Origin of the sequence: Nonomuraea montanisoli, assembly GCF_013363975.1 — a bacterium.
Lineage (GTDB): Bacteria > Actinomycetota > Actinomycetes > Streptosporangiales > Streptosporangiaceae > Nonomuraea > Nonomuraea montanisoli.
The window spans coordinates 123,713-139,874 of sequence record NZ_JABWGN010000011.1; the positions used below are offsets into that span (position 1 = coordinate 123,713).

A 16,162-nucleotide genomic window follows, 5' to 3' on the forward strand; every position below is an offset into this window, starting at 1 on the left:
GATCCCCCTCTTCGGGTCGTGGTCGCGTCGACCCACACACCCACTCCCACGCCGACGCCGACCCCCACGGTCGGGAAGTACACCGCGAAGACGAGGGTCGTCAAGAAGGACGGCGTCTCTCATCTGAACGTCTCGATCGCCTACGACGGCGCGGCGCGCTTCACGGTCAAGCAGCGGGTCTGCAAGGGCAGGTCGTGCAGGACGGCCACCACCGAGCTGCCCGTGACCACCGGCGCCGGACAGACCAGCAAGAAGCTCGGCAAGGGCACGTACAAGGTGCGGGGCAAGCCCCAGGTGAAGGCGCGGGCGCTGCCGTGGCCCACGCGCACCGTGACGGCCACCCCCACGGCGAACCCCACCACGACGGTCACGGCCACCCCCGAGCCCGCCGACACGGTGACGGTCACCACGACGGCGAGCGGCGCCACGCAGCAGGTCACGTCGACCGTCACGGCGACGGCGCCGGCCCAGACGGTCACCGTGACGGCACCGGCGGAGACGGTGACGGCGACGGTCACGTTCATGTGCCGGCCGTCCACGGAGCCGCCCGTCCCGGTGACGCCGGAGACGCCTGTTCCCGGGGCTCCGTCGGACGTCGCCGTGACGTCCACGCCCACGGCGGTGACACCGCCGACCGACACTTCGGCCCCGGAGCCGCCCGCGACGCCGACCTCCACCACGCCACCGGCCGACCCCGTCTCCCCCACCGTCACGGAAACGCCCACGGGCACGCCCACCGTCACGGAAACGCCCACCGCCACGCCCACGGCCCCGCCGGAGCCGATCCCCACCTGCCCACCGACCACGGCCCCGCCGTCCGACCCGCCGTCGGACCCGCCGTCGGAGGCACCCCCTTCGACGCCGCCCACACCGGAGCCGACCACACAGCCGACCACGACCCCACCCCAATAGGCGGGCCCGGGCGATCCTCAGGCCGATCCCGCCACGTCAGAGCCCGGCAAGCCACTCGCCTCGACCGCGAGCCGCCTGCCGGGCTCTCGCATGCGCCGGGCTCTGTGGAAACCACGGCCCCGGCCGACGTCGCGCGCGTCGCGGCGCCCCGCCCCGCGCGCTGGAGGAGCGTGCCCCTGGACAGAGCCGAGCCACGTGCGGCGTCCGGGCCCTCCCGTGCTCCGCCGTAAAAGCAAGAAAAACCACGAACTCAGCGCGAAGTCCCGTACCGGCCGTTGTGGTAAAGGAGGGGGGCGGAGTCGGACGGAGTGCCCAGATGGGTGACCTCGCCGACGATGATCGAGTGGTCCCCCGCGGGATGGACCGCCGTCGTCCTGGCCTCCAGCGTGGCGATAGCCCCGTCGAACAGCACCACCCCCGACGGCGAGCGGTGGTGGGGCCAGCGGGAGAGCGGAGCGTCGAGCGGCCGGCCGCGGTGGGCGAAGAAGCGCGAGACGTCCTCCATGGACGCCGGCAGCACCGAGACCCCCCACACCCCGGCCTCCAGCACCGCCGCGTGGAAGCGCGCCGCCGTCTCGGCGCAGAAGAGCACCAGCAGCGGCTCCAGCGAGACGGACGTGAACGAGTTGACCGTCATCGCGTGATCCACGTCCCCGAGCCGGGTCGTGACGACCGCGACGCCGGTGGCGAACTTGCCGACGACCTTCCGGTACGTCCGCTGGTCCACGGGCCGGCTGAGGGAACCATGGTGCACGGATGTACTTTACGTCGGCTTTCGCGGAACGTGCCCGCGCAGGAGCCAGGAACCGCGCGACGACGTCGGCGACAGCAGGAAGGCCGCCGCGGCCGCCAGGACACCCCCGTACAGGTAGACGTAGCCGGCCGGGCTGTTGGAGATGACCAGGTCGCCCGACGAGAGCTGGACCGAGAACGGCATCGACACCAGCAGCCACCCGGCGGCTGTCACCGCGGCCCCGACCCGGGTCCGCAGCATCCTGCCGGCCCCCAGGCAGACGCCGAACAGCGCCAGCAGCCAGCCGACCGCCGCGACGGGGACGGCGCCGACGTGCCAGGCCGCCTGGGTGAACCCGCCCACGACGCCCATGACGAGCCCCAGCACGAACAACATGCCGTAGACGGCGCCGCCCAGCGCCGAGCCGGGCCGCCCGGGCTCCTCGGTGTCGAACAGCACCGCACCGGCCTGCTCGCGATCCTCCATGTCGAACGAGGTTAGTGGATTCCGGCGAACAGGTCGTTCTCGCGGGTGTGGGGCTCGCCCAGGCCGCCGGCCTCGACGGGGGCGCCGGGCACCGACGGCCCCGGCACCCCGATCGACAGCACGTAGTGCTCGACCCCGAGCGCCTCCTGCCCGACGCCGTTGGACAGCGCGAACCAGGGCTCCCGCACCGTCACCTGCGTGGCGTGGGCGCGCAGGGCGGCCAGCTTGGCCCCCACCCACGGCCGCGCGTCGACCTCGGTGGTGATCGCCTCGTCGGGGCTGCCGAACGGCATGTCGTCCACGTCCTCGACGATGAAGCCCGACCTCGCCTCGCGCAGCGCCTCGGCCGTGCGCCGCATCACCGAGCGGGCCGCGGCCGTGTGGTAGAGCTTGGCGATCTGCCACGGCTCGCCCTCGCCGAAGCCCGGGTCGGCGGCCAGCTCGAACGCCCGCCGCGACACCCGGTTGGCCTGGATGTGGTCGGGGTGCCCGTAGAAGCCGTTGGCGTCGTAGGTCACCAGCACCTGGGGCCGCACCTCACGGATGACCTTGACCAGCTCCCCGGCGGCCTCGTCCAGGTCGGCCTGCCAGAACGCGCCGGGACGCTCGTTGGAGGCGACGCCCATCATCCCCGAGTCGCGCCACCGCCCCGGCCCGCCGAGGAAGCGGTGGTCGCGCACGCCCAGCGCCTCGCAGGCCGCCGACAGCTCCCCGATCCGGTACGGCCCGAGCGCGTCGTCCCGGTCGGCGGCCAGGTGCGCCAGGTGCTCGGGGATGACCTCGCCCTCCTCCCCGAGCGTGCAGGTCACCAGCGTGACGTGGGCGCCCTCGGCCACGTAGCGGGCCATGGTGGCGCCGGTGCCGATCGACTCGTCGTCGGGATGAGCATGCACGAGCAACAGCCGTCGATCGGTCATGAGTCCGAGCGTAACCAATTCCCGCTTCCTGGCAGGATGAGGGCCATGAGTGAGAGCTTCCCGCGTATGTCGGCCAGGACCCGCCGGTTCACCCTCGGTGTGCCCAGGGGCTTCACGATCTCCCCTGACGGATCCAGGGTGACGTTCCTGCGGACCAGGACCGGCACCGACCCGGTCACGTGCCTGTGGGAGCTCGACACCGACAACCACGTCGAGCGCCTCGTCGTCGACCCGCGCGCGCTCGACGCCGACGAGGGCGACCTGCCGCCCGAGGAGCGCGCCCGGCGCGAGCGCAGCCGCGAGCAGGCCGGCGGCGTGGTGGCCTACAGCACCGACGCCGGCGTGACGACGGCCGCCTTCGCCCTCGCGGGCGGCCTGTACGTGACGGAGCTGGCGAGCGGCGCGACCCGCCGCCTCGACGTGCCGGGCGCGGTGATCGACCCGCGCCTGTCGCCCGACGGCCGGCACGTCGCGTACGTCTCCGAGGGCTCCCTGCGCGTGCAGGACCTCGCCTCGGGCGAGGACCGCGCGCTGGCGACCCCCGAGGCGCCGACCGTGACGTACGGCCTGGCCGAGTTCATCGCGGCCGAGGAGATGGACCGGATGCGCGGCCACTGGTGGTCTCCCGGCGGCGACGCGCTCCTGGTGGAGCGGGCCGACGAGGCGCCGGTCCACACCTGGTACGTCTCCGACCCGGCCAACCCCGACCGGCCGGCGACGGCCCAGCGCTACCCGGCCGCGGGCACGCCCAACGCGGTGACCGAGCTGTTCGTGCTGGGCCTGGACGGCTCGCGCGTGCCCGTGCCGTTCGCCGACGAATACCTGACCACCGCCGCCTGGGACTCCCACGCGCTGTCGATCGTGACGATGCCGCGCGACCAGAAGGCGCTGCGCCTGTTCTCGGTGGACCCGGCGACCGGCGCCTCGACGCTGGTGCGCGAGGACACCGACCCCGCGTGGGTGGACGTCGTCACCGGCGTGCCGGCCCACCTCGACGACGGCTCCCTGGTGTGGGTGGCCTCGGCCGACGGCGGCCACCGGCTGTTCGTCGGCGACCGCGCGGTCACGCCGCCCACGCTGCAGGTGCGGGCCGTGCTCGACGTCGACCACGACAGCGTGCTGTTCAGCGCGAGCGGCGACCCGACCGAGGTCCAGCTCTGGACGTGGGACGGCCACTCGCTGCTGCCGGTCTCGACCCGTTCCGGGGTGTTCTCGGGGCGGATGGCCGGGGGCGTCGGCGTGCTCACCGAGCAGAGCCTCGACGCCGAGGGGGTGTCCACGACGGTCGTGCGCCGCGACGGCGTGGCGATCCCGATCCCGTCCGTGGCCGAGCGTCCCGGCCTCGACCTGCGGGTCTCGCTCGGCCGCTCCGGCCGTCGCGAGCTGGCCACCGCCGTGGTGCTGCCCTCCTGGTACGAACCGGGCTCGGGTCGGCTGCCCGTCCTCATGGACCCGTACGGCGGGCCGCACGCGCAGCGCGTGCTCAACCGGCGCGGCGGCTACCTGGAGAGCCAGTGGTTCGCCGAGCAGGGGTTCGCGGTGGTCGTGGCCGACGGCCGCGGCACCCCGGGCCGGGGGCCGGAGTTCGAGCGGGCCGTGCTCAACGACCTGGCCACCCCCGCCCTGGAGGACCAGATCGACGCACTGCAGGGCGTGGCCCAGCAGTACCCCGACGACCTCGACCTGGGACGGGTGGCCATCCGCGGCTGGTCGTTCGGCGGCTATCTGGCGGCGCTCGCGGTGCTGCGCCGGCCGGACGTGTTCCACGCGGCCGTCGCGGGGGCGCCCGTGACCGACTGGCGGCTGTACGACACCTGCTACACCGAGCGCTACCTGGGCCACCCCGACGAGCAGCCGGACGTCTACGACAACTCGTCGCTGTTCGGCGACGCGGCCAAGCTGGAGCGGCCCCTGCTGCTCGTGCACGGCCTGGCCGACGACAACGTGGTGGCGGCCCACACGCTGCGCCTGTCGTCCGCGCTGCTCGCGGCGGGCCGCCAGCACAGCGTGCTGCCGCTGTCGGGCGTCACCCACATGACGCCGCAGGAGGTCGTCGCCGAGAACCTCCTCCTGCTCCAGGTCGACTTCCTCAAGCGCGCGCTGGGCGACTGACCCCGAGCCGGGCACCGGAGGACAGAAGATGGCCGCGATCCTTCCTAGGGTCGCGGCCATGTCCTCACCGACCCCTTTTCACATCGACGTCCCCGAGGCCGAGCTGGACGAGCTGCGGCGCCGGCTGGACGCCACCCGCTGGCCCGCCGACCTGCCCGGCGCCGGCTGGACCCGCGGCACCCCCGTGGAGCACGCGAAGGAGCTGGCCGCCTACTGGCGCTCGGAGTTCGACTGGCGCGCCCAGGAGCGGCGGCTCAACGCGCTGCCGCAGTTCACGACCGTCATCGACGGCCAGAGCGTGCACTTCGCCCACGTGCGCTCGGACGATCCCGGCGCGCTGCCGCTCGTGCTGCTGCACGGCTGGCCGATGTCCTTCGTGGAGTTCCTGGAGGTGGTCGAGCCGCTGCGTGAGCACTTCCACCTGGTGATCCCGTCGATCCCCGGGTTCGCGTTCTCGTCGCCGCTCGCCGAGCCCGGCTGGACCGCGGGCCGCGTCGCCGGGGCGTTCACGCGGCTGATGGAGCTCCTCGGTCACGACCGGTACGGCGTGCACGGCGGCGACACCGGCGCGTTCGTCGCCCCGGAGATGGGCCGCCTGGCCCCCGGCCGGGTCGTCGGCGTCCACCTCACCGGCATCCTGTCGTTCCCGGCGGGCGACGCGGAGGAGGACGCCCGGCTGACGGAGGTGGAGCGCGAGCGGGCCGCCGGGCTGGACGAGGCGACCGCCGGGTACGTCGCGATCCAGTCGCGCTCGCCGCAGACCCTCGCCTACGGCCTGACCGACTCCCCGGCCGCGCAGCTCGCCTGGATCGCGGAGATGTTCCATCGCTGGGCGGGCGGCCCGGTGGACCGCGACCTGTTCCTCACCAACGTCACCCTCCACTGGCTGACGGGCACGGCCGGCTCGGCGGCGCAGATCTACTACGAGCAGGTCAACGACCCGGCGGGCTGGGCGCCCCGGCCGCGCGGCACCGTCCCCACGGGCGTGCTGCTGGCGGGGACGAACGAGTACGGCATCCGGCCGTACGCCGAACGGGACCACGCGATCGTCCGCTGGTCGCAGCAGGACACCGGCGGCCACTTCCTCGCCATGGAGGAGCCGGAGGTGTTCGCCGAGGACGTCCGGACGTTCTTCCACGCGCTCGCCTAGGGCCGATCGCGGCCGGGAACCGGCCGCGATCGGTGGCAGAGTCGTCGTGTGCTGGAGACCTCCGCCCGGCTGCTCCGACTGCTGGGCCTGTTGCAGGGACGCGCCGACTGGCCCGGGGCCGAGCTGGCCGAGCGGCTCGGGGTCAGCCCGCGGACGCTGCGGCGCGACGTCGGCAAGCTGCGCGCGCTCGGCTACCCCCTCGACGCGGTGGGCGGGGTGGGCGGCGGCTACCGGATGGGCAGCGGCGGCGGCCTTCCGCCGCTGCTGCTCGACGACGAGGAGGCGGTGGCCGTGGCCGTGGCGCTGGGCACGGCCGCGGGCGGCGCGGTCACCGGCATCGCCGAGACGTCCGTGCGCGCCCTGGCCAAGCTGGACCAGGTCCTCCCCTCGCGGCTGCGCCACCACGTGGGGGCGCTCGGCGCCGCGATGGTGGCCATGCCGGCCGCCGGTCCCACCGTGGAGCCCGCGACGCTGACCGCCATCGCCGCCGCGGTGCGCGACCGGGAGCGGCTGCGGTTCGGGTACGTCGCGCGCGAGGGCGAGCGGAGCGCGCGCGACGCCGAGCCGTACCGGCTGGTCAGCGGCGGCCGACGGTGGTACCTGCTCGGCTGGGACACGTCCCGGGACGACTGGCGCACGTACCGGGTGGACCGGATGTCCCTGCGGGTGCCGAACGGCCCGCGCTTCGTCCCGCGCCCGCTGCCCGACGAGGACGTGGCGCGCTACCTGGCCCTGGCCACGGCCACCCGGCCGCACCGCCACCAGGCGGTCCTGACCATGCACGCCCCGGCGGCGGAGGTGGCCGGCGAGGTGCCGGCCACGCTCGGCGTGGTGGAGCCGGTCGACGAGCGCACGTGCGTGCTGCGGATCGGCTCCGACAGCCTCGACCACCTGGCGGTGTGGGTGGCCGCGTTCGGGTTCGAGTTCGAGGTGCGGGAGCCGCCGGAGCTGCTGGAGCACCTGCGCGCGCTCACGGGGCGGCTCCGGCGCGCCGCCTGGCCCCCGCACCGGTCCCGCGAAGACGGATGAGGAGATCGATGGACGTCCCGGCGGGCCCTCAGCCGCTCGTACCGGCCGGGACCTCCACGGCGGGCTCTCCACCCTTCCCCCGCCCTGGAACGCCGTGCCAGCTGCTCCACAGCGCCGCGTACGAGCCCTCGGCGGCCACCAGCTCCTCGTGCGGGCCCAGCTCGGTGATCCGGCCGTCCTCCACCACCGCCACCCGGTCGGCGTCGTGGGCCGTGTAGAGGCGGTGGGCGATCGCGATGACCGTACGCCCGTCCAGCACCGCGGCGAGCGAGCGCTCCAGGTGGCGGGCGGCGCGCGGGTCGATCAGCGACGTGGCCTCGTCGAGCACCAGCGTGTGCGGGTCGGCCAGCACCAGGCGGGCCAGCGCGAGCTGCTGCGCGTGGGCGGGCGAGATCGCCGTGCCGCCGGAGCCGACGACCGTGTCGAGGCCGTCGGGCAGGGCGAGCACCCAGTCGAGCGCGTCCACCGCCGTGAGCGCGGCGCGCACGGCCTCGTCGTCGGCCTCGGGCCGGGCGATGAGCAGGTTGTCGCGCAGCGTGCCCTTGAACACGTGGTGCTCCTGGGTGACCAGCGCGACGTGCCCGCGCAGCTCGTCCAGCGGCAGCTCCACCAGCGGCACGCCGCCCACCGACACGGTGCCCTCGCGCGGCCCGTGGATGCCGGCCAGGAGCCTGCCGAGCGTGGACTTGCCCGCGCCCGACGGCCCCACCATGGCCAGCCGCTCGCCCGGCCGCACGGTGAGGGACACGCCGTGCAGCACGTCGCGGCCCTCCCGATAGGCGTAGCGGACGTCGTCGGCCTCCATCAGCTCGCCGGAGGGCCGGACGCCGGAGGGGGCCCGGTCGTCGCGCACGTCGGCCACGCCGAGCAGCCTGGCCATGGCCGCCCCGCCCACCTGCAGCTCGTCGATCCACATGAGGAACCGGTCGAGCGGGTCGATGAGCTGCTGGGCGTACAGGGTGGCGGCGGTGACCTGCGCCAGCGTGACCTGGTCGTCGATGTAGAACAGCCCGCCGACGAGCAGCGTGGACACCACCGGGATGACGTAGCCCAGCTCCACGGCCGGGAACCAGATCGTGCGCAGGCCGAGGGTGTAGCGCTCGGCGCCGAACGAACGGGCGATGTCGTGGTCGGTCCGCTGCCTGCGCCGCTCCTGCAGGCCGAGCGCCTCGACCGCCCGCGCGCCCTCCACGGTCTCGGCCAGGCCCTCGGTCATGTCGGCGTAGGCGGCGTTCTCGCGCAGGTAGCCGTCGCGGGCCCGCTTGAGGTACCAGCGGGTGGAGAACCACAGCAGCGGCGCGGCCACCAGCATCGGCAGCATGAGCATCGGCCCGACCAGCACCAGCGCGCCGAGGGTGATCGCGAACGTGACGACCGCGATCAGCGTCTCGGGCACCGCGTGCCGCACGGTCCTGGACAGCGAGTCGACGTCGCGGGAGGTGCGGGTGATGAGGTCGCCGGAGCCGGCCCGCTCGACCGTCGAGAGCGGCAGGCCCAGCACCCGGTCGACGAACTCCTCGCGCAGCTCGGCCAGGACCTTCTCGCCGAGCCGGGCCGAGGCCAGCACCGCGTACCGCACCAGCAGGCCCTGGACCAGCAGGAACGCGCCGATGCCGGCCGCGACCAGCCCCACGTTCACCGGGGCGCCCAGCTTGACGTCCTGGACGAGCCGGCCGAGCTGCCACGGCACGGCCAGCCCGGCGACGGCGGCCAGCCCGTGCAGGACGAGGGCGGTGGCGAGCCGGCGCGGGTACCTCAGCGTCAGCCGCCGGGCGTAGGCGCGCACCCGCGCCTGGTCGGCGACCGGCAGGATCTCGCGGGCCATCGTCAGTCCTCCCCTCGGGTCACGGTGGCGGCGTAGGCGGGCGAGGACTCCAGGAGCTCCCGGTGGCTGCCCTCGGCGAGCACCCTGCCGTCCTCGACGTAGATCACGTGGTCGGTGCGGTCGAGCACCAGCGGGCTGGTCGTGCAGACCAGCGTCGTACGGCCGGCCCGCGCGCGGGTCAGCCGGTCGGCGATGCGGGCCTCGCTGTGGGCGTCCACGGCGCTGGTCGGCTCGACCAGGATGAGCACCTCAGGGTCGGCGACCAGGGCGCGGGCCAGCCGCAGCCGCTGCTGCTGACCGCCGGAGAACTCCCGGCCGCCCTCGGCCACCCGCGCCTCCAGCCCGTCGGGCAGGGCCTCGACGATGTCCTCGGCGCAGGCGGCGCGCAGCGCCCGGCGCACCTCGTCGTCGGACGCCCCGCCACGCACGTCCAGCTCGTCGCGGAGCCGGCCGGTGAACAGGCGGGCGCCGTTGTCGGCGACCAGGATGCGGGAGCGGACCTCCGCGATGGGCAGCTCGGCCAGGTCGGCCGTGCCGAAGGTGACGTCGCCCGCGGTGTAGCGGCCGAGCCGGTCGGCGATGGCGATCGCGTCCTCGGGCGCGGCGGCGGCCACGGCGGTGAGCGTGCCCGGCTGGAGGGTGACGCCGCTGAACGTGTCGCGCAGCACGCCGCCCGCGCTGGTGCCGGTGCCGCCGGACACCTCGGGCTCCATCGCCAGGATGCGCACCACCCGGCGGGCGGCCACGTGGCCCTTGGTCAGCTTGTCGGCGGCCTCGGTGAGCGTGCGCATGGGACCGATCAGGAAGACCGCGTAGCCGTAGAAGGCGACGAGCTGGCCGGTGGAGATCTGCCCGCCGATCGCGAACGACGCGCCGACGCCGGTGACGGCCGCGATGAGCAGGCCCGGCAGCAGGATCTGCGCCCCTTCGAGCAGCGACTCGACCCCGGCCACGGAGACCCCCGCATGGCGGACGCGCTGCGACTCCTCGCGGTAGCGGTCGGCGAACACCCGCTCGCCGCCGATGCCGCGCAGCACCCGCAGGCCGGCCACGATGTCGGCGGCCCTGGTGGACAGCTCGCCGGTCAGGTCTCGCTGGGCCTTCTGCCGGCGGTGCAGCGGCCTTAACAGCGGCCCGACGGCCACGGCCATGAGCGGGACGCCGACCAGCACCATGAGCCCCAGCGGCAGCGAGGTCGAGATGAGGATCACGGTCACGGTGACGATCGCCACGATCGAGCCGGTGCCGCGCAGCAGGATGTCCATGGAGTTGCCGATGTGCGCGATGTCGGAGTTGCCGACGCTGACGACCTCGCCGGTCGAGAGCCGCTTGGGCAGGGTCGCGCCGAGCCGGGCGGCCTGCCGGGCGGTCACCTGGACCGTGCGGTACGCGGCGGCCAGCCAGTTGTAGACGGCCAGCCGGTGCCGCATGAGCCCGGTGTACGCCTGGAGCAGGCCGAGCCCGAGCAGGACCAGCGACCAGAGCACCAGCGAGCGGGCGTCCTCGGCGGTGACGGCGTCGACGCCCTTCCCGATCACCGCCGGCACGAGGGCCTGCACGAGCCACCAGACGGTGGCGAAGCCGATGCCGCCCAGCAGGGACGGCAACTGGCGGCGCGCGTTCCACCACAGGTAGTGGAGCGGGCCGCGGATGTCGGGCACGCCGGGATCGGCTTGAGGAAGGGAGCGCATGGCCAGTCAAGGTTGACAAACGTCCCGACAGCCCGGCAAACCATTTTCCGGCCCTGGAACGTCCCTCCCTGGGCCGTCATAGTCAACGGCTGTCCACCGGTGCGCCCGGCGTGGCGGTAGGCGAGAATCGGTCTCTGTGAGGCACGGGTACACCAACAGCACGGTGGGCGACGGCGCGCTGGTCGTGAAGTGTTACGAGGGCCCCGAGGCGGAGGTCCGGCTGCGCACGGAGAGCAGGTTCCTGCGCCGGTTGAGGGGGCGTCTGCCGGTGCCGCGCATCCACAAGATCACGCCGACGAGCGTGACGACCCGTTTCGTGCCGGGGGCGCACGGCCAGGACCTCCTGGACGACGGCCGCGCCGCGGAGGTGCTGGGCGCCTGCGGGCGCGCCCTGGCCGGGATCCACCGGCTGGGGATCGTCCACGGCGACTACGGCCCGCAGAACATGCTGTTCGACCCGGAGACGTACGAGCCGGTGGCCATCCTCGACTGGGAGTGGGCGCACCCGGGCCCGCCGGTCGAGGACCTGTCGTGGTGCGAGTGGATCGTGCGCACGCACCACCCGGAGCACGTGGCGCTGCTGCCGCGCTTCTTCGACGCCTACCGCGAGGGGGGCGGCCTCGACGTGCCCGCGTGGGACGCGCGGCACGCGGCGATGCTGGCCCGCTGCCGCGACCTGCTGGACTTCACGGTCCGCCGGGAGCCGGGCGGCGGCGGTGAGAAGCTCTGGCGCGAGCGCCTCGACACCACCTCCGCCTGGACGGCGGCCTGACCCGGGGGCGCGCGGCCCCCGGGCACGGGGTACGGCTACTTCTTGTTGGCCTGGAGGTAGTCACTGTTCATGCGGGCGATCGTGTCCAGCGGGATGCCCTTGGGGCACACCGCGGTGCACTCGCCGGTGTTGGTGCAGCCGCCGAAGCCCTCCGCGTCCATCTGGTCCACCATGGCCTTGGCGCGGGTGACACGCTCCGGCTGGCCCTGGGGCAGCAGGCTCAGGTGGGTGATCTTGGCGGCGGTGAAGAGGGAGGCCGAGCCGTTCGGGCACGCCGCGACGCAGGCGCCGCAGCCGATGCAGGTTGCGGCGTCGAAGGCCGAGTCGGCGTCCTCCTTGCGCACCGGCACGCTGTGCGCGTCCGGCGCCGAGCCGGCCGGCACCGAGACGAAGCCGCCGGCCTGGATGATGCGGTCGAACGCCGACCGGTCCACGACCAGGTCCTTGACCACCGGGAACGGCGCGGCGCGCCACGGCTCGATGGTGATGGTGGCGCCGTCCTCGAAGTGGCGCATGTGGAGCTGGCAGGTCGTGGTGGCCCGCTGCTCGCCGTGCGCGACGCCGTTGATGACCATGCCGCACATGCCGCAGATGCCCTCGCGGCAGTCGTGGTCGAAGGCCACCGGGTCGTCGCCCTCGATGATCAGCCGCTCGTTGAGGACGTCCAGCATCTCCAGGAACGACATGTCGGGCGAGACGTCCTGGACCTTGTACGTCACCATGCGCCCGGCGTCGGCGGGGCCGCTCTGCCGCCAGACCTTCAAAGTCAGGTTCACTTGTAGCTCCGCTGGGTCATCTTGACGTAGTCGTACTCGAGCGCTTCCTTGTGCAGCACCGGCACGCGCTCCGGCGAGTACTCCCACGCCGACACGTGCGCGAAGTTCTCGTCGTCGCGCAGCGCCTCACCGTCGGCGTCCTGCGACTCGGCCCGGAAGTGGCCGCCGCACGACTCGGTGCGCACCAGGGCGTCCAGGCACATGAGCTCGGCCAGGTCGAAGAAGTCGGCGACGCGGCCGGCCTTCTCCAGCACCTGGTTCAGCTCCTCGGCGGTGCCGCTGACCTTGACGTTCTCCCAGAACTCCTTACGGAGCTCGGGAATGCGCTCCAGGGCCTTGCGCAGCGACTCCTCGGTGCGCTCCATGCCGCAGTAGTCCCACATGAGCTTGCCCAGCTCGCGGTGGAAGGAGTCGGGCGTGCGGGTGCCGTTGACCGACAGCAGGCGCTCGATCCTGGACCGGACCTTGATCTCGGCCTCGGCCACGGCCTCCTCCTCGACCTCGCCGAACGGCCCGGCCGCCAGGTAGTCGCCGATGGTGGTGGGCAGCACGAAGTAGCCGTCGGCCAGGCCCTGCATCAGCGCGGAGGCGCCGAGGCGGTTGGCGCCGTGGTCGGAGAAGTTGGCCTCGCCGATCACGAACAGGCCGGGGATCGTGGACTGCAGGTCGTAGTCCACCCACAGGCCGCCCATCGTGTAGTGGACCGCCGGGTAGATGCGCATCGGCACGTCGTAGGGGTTCTCGCCGGTGATGCGCTCGTACATCTCGAACAGGTTGCCGTACTTCTTCTCCACGGCGTCCCGGCCGAGCCGGTTGATGGCGTCGCGGAAGTCGAGGTACACGCCGAGCCCGCCGGGGCCGACGCCGCGGCCCTCGTCGCAGACGTTCTTGGCGGCGCGCGAGGCGATGTCACGCGGGACGAGGTTGCCGAAGGCCGGGTAGATGCGCTCCAGGTAGTAGTCGCGCTCGTCCTCGGGGATGTCGCCGGGCGCGCGGTCGTCGCCCTTGCGCAGCGGCACCCACACGCGGCCGTCGTTGCGCAGCGACTCCGACATCAGCGTGAGCTTCGACTGGTACTCGCCCGACACCGGGATGCAGGTCGGGTGGATCTGCGTGTAGCAGGGATTGGCGAAGTAGGCGCCGCGCTCGTGGGCCCGCCAGATGGCCGTGGTGTTGCAGCCCTTGGCGTTGGTGGACAGGAAGAACACGTTGCCGTAGCCGCCGGTGGCGAGCACGACCGCGTCGGCGACGTGCCGCTCGATCTCGCCGGTCACCATGTCGCGCACGATGATGCCGCGGGCGCGGCCGTCGGCCACGATCAGGTCGAGCATCTCGTGGCGGGTGAACATCTCCACGGTCCCGGCCGCGACCTGCCGCTCCAGCGCCTGGTAGGCGCCGAGCAGGAGCTGCTGGCCCGTCTGGCCGCGGGCGTAGAAGGTGCGCGAGACCTGGGCGCCGCCGAAGGAGCGGGTGTCGAGCAGGCCGCCGTACTCGCGGGCGAACGGCACGCCCTGGGCCACGGCCTGGTCGATGATGTTCACCGAGACCTGGGCCAGGCGGTAGACGTTGGACTCGCGGGCGCGGAAGTCGCCGCCCTTCACGGTGTCGTAGAACAGCCGGTAGATCGAGTCGCCGTCGCCGCGGTAGTTCTTGGCGGCGTTGATGCCGCCCTGGGCGGCGATGGAGTGGGCGCGCCGGGGCGAGTCCTGGTAGCAGAAGGACTTGACGTTGTAGCCCAGCTCGCCGAGCGTGGCGGCGGCCGAGCCGCCGGCCAGGCCGGTGCCGACCACGATGACGTTGAGCTTGCGCTTGTTGGCCGGGTTGACGAGCTTGGCGGCGAACTTGCGCTTCTCCCACCGTTCCTCGATGGGACCCTCGGGCGCCTTGGTGTCCCGGATCTCCGGGCCCTCTACGAACTTCACTTCACGACTCCGAAGGTGATGGCGAGCGGCGGGGCGAGGAAGCCGACGACGAGCACGGCCGACAGGAGGGAGGCGGTCGCGCGCAGCGCCTTGTAGCGGGCGCGGTTGGCCCAGCCGAGCGTCTGGAAGGCGCTCCAGACCCCGTGCCGCAGGTGCAGGCCCACCATGACGACGGCCACGAGGTAGAGCAGCGTCACCCACCAGCGCGACAGGTCGAACCCGGCGATCATCCGGTCGGCCGGGGCGGAGTCGAAGCCCTTGGGGTTGACCACGCCGAAGGTCAGGTCGAGCAGGTGCCAGACGACGAAGAGCGCGATGGTGATGCCGCCGTACCGCATGATGTGGGTGGCGTAGCCGCCGGCCTGCGACTTCTTGGCGACGTATTTCACCGGCCGTGCCTGCCTGGCCCGCCGGGCGAGGGAGATCGCGGCCCACATGTGCAGCACCACGGACGCGACCAGGACGATCTCCAGGATCGTCAGCACCGTCCGGTAGGGAGCGATGGGCTCCAGCAGGGTGCGCAGCGCGTGGGCGTAGTCGTTGAACGACTCGCGCCCGAGGAAGATCTTGAGGTTGCCCAGCATGTGCAGCAGCAGGAAGCCGACCATCACGGCGCCGGTGACGGCCATGACCGCCTTCTTGCCGTTGGAGGAGGCCATGAACGGACGCGGCTTCCGGCCCGCGGGCTTCTGCGCCGGTGGGGCGGACTTGGGGGAACTAACAGGCGCGGTGGCGGAACCGCGCTCTATCGTGGCAGTCACGTTTCCTGACGCTAGGTATGCAGGAATGATCCGTCCAAGTCATCACGGGCCTGGTTTCCATAGCCGCTGGCTATGATGTCTGCTTTGTACGGCTAACCTGCGCGGTCCGGCGCGCGCCGGTGCGAGGAAAATCACATGCAGTTGCAGCAGCTCTCCTACTTCGTCGCGGTGGCCGAGACCAGGCACTTCACCCAGGCGGCCGAGCGGATGCGGGTCGCCCAGCCCTCGCTCAGCAAGCAGATCAAGGCGCTGGAGGCCGACCTCGGCGCCCCGCTGTTCTCCCGGGCGCGCGGCAACGTCACGCTGACCGCCGCGGGCGAGGCGCTGCTGCCCCTGGCCCGCCGCATCCTGGCCGACGCCGAGACCGCCCGCCAGGAGGTCGCCGAGCTGGCCGGACTGCGCAAGGGCCGGGTGCGGCTCGGCGCGACCCCGTCGCTCTGCACCGGGCTGCTGGCCGACGCGCTGGCCCGCTTCCACCGCGACTACCCCGGCATCGAGCTGCTCGTCGAGGAGGGCGGCTCGCGTGACCTGGTCCGGGCGCTGGCCCGCGGGCAGATCGACCTGTCGCTGATCATCATGCCGCTGCAGGGCGACGACCCGGCCCTGGTCACCGAGGAGATCCTGCGGGAGAACCTGGTCGTGGTCACCTCCTCCCATGAGCCGCTGCGCAAGCCGTACCTGCGCATCGAGGACCTGCGCGGCCGGCCGATGGTGATGTTCCGGCGCGGCTACGACCTGCGCGAGGCCACGCTGGCCGCCTGCCGGCAGGCCGGCTTCGAGCCCCGGCTGGCCGTCCAGGGCGGCGAGATGGACGCGGTGCTGCGGTTCGTGGAGGCGGGGCTGGGCGTGGCGGTGGTGCCGTCGATGGTCCTGGACGGGCGTCCCGGGCTGGCCGCCACGCCGCTCGCGCCGCCGGGGCTCAGCCGTACGGTGGCGCTCGCGCACCGCAGGGACGTGGAGCCGACCAGGGCCGCGCAGGCGTTCCGCGCGACGCTCCTGGCGTTCGTGGTCGAGGCGGGGCAGGAGGGGACGCTTCCGCAAGGGGTGGAGCTCATCGCAGAATGAGCTGCGACAGT

14 protein-coding genes are annotated in these 16,162 nt (G+C 73.2%); 5 read left to right on the top strand and 9 right to left on the bottom strand.

The annotated features are described in order from the left end of the window. Nucleotides 1-140: 140 nt before the first annotated feature. The 4 genes from HTZ77_RS28105 to mshB form a co-directional block, all read right to left on the bottom strand. Nucleotides 141-896, bottom strand: coding sequence for a hypothetical protein (locus HTZ77_RS28105; RefSeq protein WP_175592712.1), 756 nt, complete (start codon nucleotides 894-896; stop codon nucleotides 141-143). 266 nt (nucleotides 897-1,162) lie between these two features. Then, complete coding sequence (locus HTZ77_RS28110; RefSeq protein WP_328808806.1) at nucleotides 1,163-1,666, bottom strand: flavin reductase family protein; 504 nt, start codon at nucleotides 1,664-1,666, stop codon at nucleotides 1,163-1,165. A gap of 9 nt (nucleotides 1,667-1,675) precedes the next feature. Further along, on the bottom strand, nucleotides 1,676-2,131 hold the full coding sequence (locus HTZ77_RS28115) for a DUF6113 family protein (protein WP_175592713.1): 456 nt from the start codon (nucleotides 2,129-2,131) through the stop codon (nucleotides 1,676-1,678). 11 nt (nucleotides 2,132-2,142) lie between these two features. After that, nucleotides 2,143-3,048, bottom strand: coding sequence for an N-acetyl-1-D-myo-inositol-2-amino-2-deoxy-alpha-D-glucopyranoside deacetylase (mshB, locus tag HTZ77_RS28120; protein ID WP_175592714.1), 906 nt, complete (start codon nucleotides 3,046-3,048; stop codon nucleotides 2,143-2,145). Between the two features lie 45 nt (nucleotides 3,049-3,093). Here mshB and HTZ77_RS28125 point away from each other — a divergent pair, with 45 nt between their 5' ends. The 3 genes from HTZ77_RS28125 to HTZ77_RS28135 are packed head-to-tail and all read left to right on the top strand — an operon-like array spanning nucleotide 3,094 to nucleotide 7,339. Further along, nucleotides 3,094-5,160, top strand: coding sequence for a S9 family peptidase (locus tag HTZ77_RS28125; RefSeq protein ID WP_175592715.1), 2,067 nt, complete (start codon nucleotides 3,094-3,096; stop codon nucleotides 5,158-5,160). A gap of 58 nt (nucleotides 5,161-5,218) precedes the next feature. Continuing rightward, nucleotides 5,219-6,310: an epoxide hydrolase family protein gene (locus HTZ77_RS28130; protein ID WP_175592716.1), complete on the top strand. Its 1,092-nt coding sequence runs from the start codon at nucleotides 5,219-5,221 to the stop codon at nucleotides 6,308-6,310. 48 nt (nucleotides 6,311-6,358) lie between these two features. Then, complete coding sequence (locus HTZ77_RS28135) at nucleotides 6,359-7,339, top strand: helix-turn-helix transcriptional regulator (protein WP_175592717.1); 981 nt, start codon at nucleotides 6,359-6,361, stop codon at nucleotides 7,337-7,339. Nucleotides 7,340-7,367: 28 nt separating this feature from the next. On the opposite strand, the gene HTZ77_RS28140 is transcribed toward HTZ77_RS28135, so the two are convergent. Together HTZ77_RS28140 and HTZ77_RS28145 are read right to left on the bottom strand one after the other, a co-directional pair. Next, the gene (locus HTZ77_RS28140) at nucleotides 7,368-9,164 is read right to left on the bottom strand and encodes an ABC transporter ATP-binding protein (protein WP_175592718.1); all 1,797 of its coding nucleotides are present in this window, start codon (nucleotides 9,162-9,164) and stop codon (nucleotides 7,368-7,370) included. Between the two features lie 2 nt (nucleotides 9,165-9,166). After that, nucleotides 9,167-10,855, bottom strand: a complete 1,689-nt coding sequence (locus HTZ77_RS28145) for an ABC transporter ATP-binding protein (RefSeq protein ID WP_175592719.1) — start codon at nucleotides 10,853-10,855, stop codon at nucleotides 9,167-9,169. Nucleotides 10,856-10,991: 136 nt separating this feature from the next. Here HTZ77_RS28145 and HTZ77_RS28150 point away from each other — a divergent pair, with 136 nt between their 5' ends. After that, nucleotides 10,992-11,627: a phosphotransferase gene (locus tag HTZ77_RS28150; RefSeq protein ID WP_175592720.1), complete on the top strand. Its 636-nt coding sequence runs from the start codon at nucleotides 10,992-10,994 to the stop codon at nucleotides 11,625-11,627. A gap of 35 nt (nucleotides 11,628-11,662) precedes the next feature. On the opposite strand, the gene HTZ77_RS28155 is transcribed toward HTZ77_RS28150, so the two are convergent. The 3 genes from HTZ77_RS28155 to HTZ77_RS28165 are packed head-to-tail and all read right to left on the bottom strand — an operon-like array spanning nucleotide 11,663 to nucleotide 14,984. Then, complete coding sequence (locus HTZ77_RS28155; RefSeq protein WP_175592721.1) at nucleotides 11,663-12,403, bottom strand: succinate dehydrogenase/fumarate reductase iron-sulfur subunit; 741 nt, start codon at nucleotides 12,401-12,403, stop codon at nucleotides 11,663-11,665. Continuing rightward, nucleotides 12,400-14,325, bottom strand: coding sequence for a fumarate reductase/succinate dehydrogenase flavoprotein subunit (locus tag HTZ77_RS28160; RefSeq protein WP_175592722.1), 1,926 nt, complete (start codon nucleotides 14,323-14,325; stop codon nucleotides 12,400-12,402). Before HTZ77_RS28160 ends, HTZ77_RS28155 begins: the two co-directional genes overlap by 4 nt. Beyond that, complete coding sequence (locus tag HTZ77_RS28165; protein WP_175592723.1) at nucleotides 14,322-14,984, bottom strand: succinate dehydrogenase cytochrome b subunit; 663 nt, start codon at nucleotides 14,982-14,984, stop codon at nucleotides 14,322-14,324. The genes HTZ77_RS28160 and HTZ77_RS28165 overlap by 4 nt, the downstream gene beginning before the upstream one ends. A gap of 237 nt (nucleotides 14,985-15,221) precedes the next feature. On the opposite strand from HTZ77_RS28165, the gene HTZ77_RS28170 reads away from it, so the two are divergent. Next, nucleotides 15,222-16,151 carry a LysR family transcriptional regulator gene (locus HTZ77_RS28170; RefSeq protein WP_175592724.1) on the top strand — a complete coding sequence of 310 codons (930 nt, stop codon included), beginning with the start codon at nucleotides 15,222-15,224 and terminating at the stop codon, nucleotides 16,149-16,151. Nucleotides 16,152-16,162 lie beyond the last annotated feature (11 nt).

Excerpts from the sequence above, each read along its gene's own strand:
- HTZ77_RS28115 (WP_175592713.1), bottom strand. The coding sequence starts at position 2,131 with ATGGAGGATCGCGAGCAGGCCGGTGCGGTGCTGTTCGACACCGAGGAG.
- mshB (WP_175592714.1), bottom strand. The coding sequence starts at position 3,048 with ATGACCGATCGACGGCTGTTGCTCGTGCATGCTCATCCCGACGACGAG.
- HTZ77_RS28125 (WP_175592715.1), top strand. The coding sequence starts at position 3,094 with ATGAGTGAGAGCTTCCCGCGTATGTCGGCCAGGACCCGCCGGTTCACC.
- HTZ77_RS28130 (WP_175592716.1), top strand. The coding sequence starts at position 5,219 with ATGTCCTCACCGACCCCTTTTCACATCGACGTCCCCGAGGCCGAGCTG.
- HTZ77_RS28140 (WP_175592718.1), bottom strand. The coding sequence starts at position 9,164 with ATGGCCCGCGAGATCCTGCCGGTCGCCGACCAGGCGCGGGTGCGCGCC.
- HTZ77_RS28145 (WP_175592719.1), bottom strand. The coding sequence starts at position 10,855 with ATGCGCTCCCTTCCTCAAGCCGATCCCGGCGTGCCCGACATCCGCGGC.
- HTZ77_RS28165 (WP_175592723.1), bottom strand. The coding sequence starts at position 14,984 with ATGGCCTCCTCCAACGGCAAGAAGGCGGTCATGGCCGTCACCGGCGCC.
- HTZ77_RS28170 (WP_175592724.1), top strand. The coding sequence starts at position 15,222 with ATGCAGTTGCAGCAGCTCTCCTACTTCGTCGCGGTGGCCGAGACCAGG.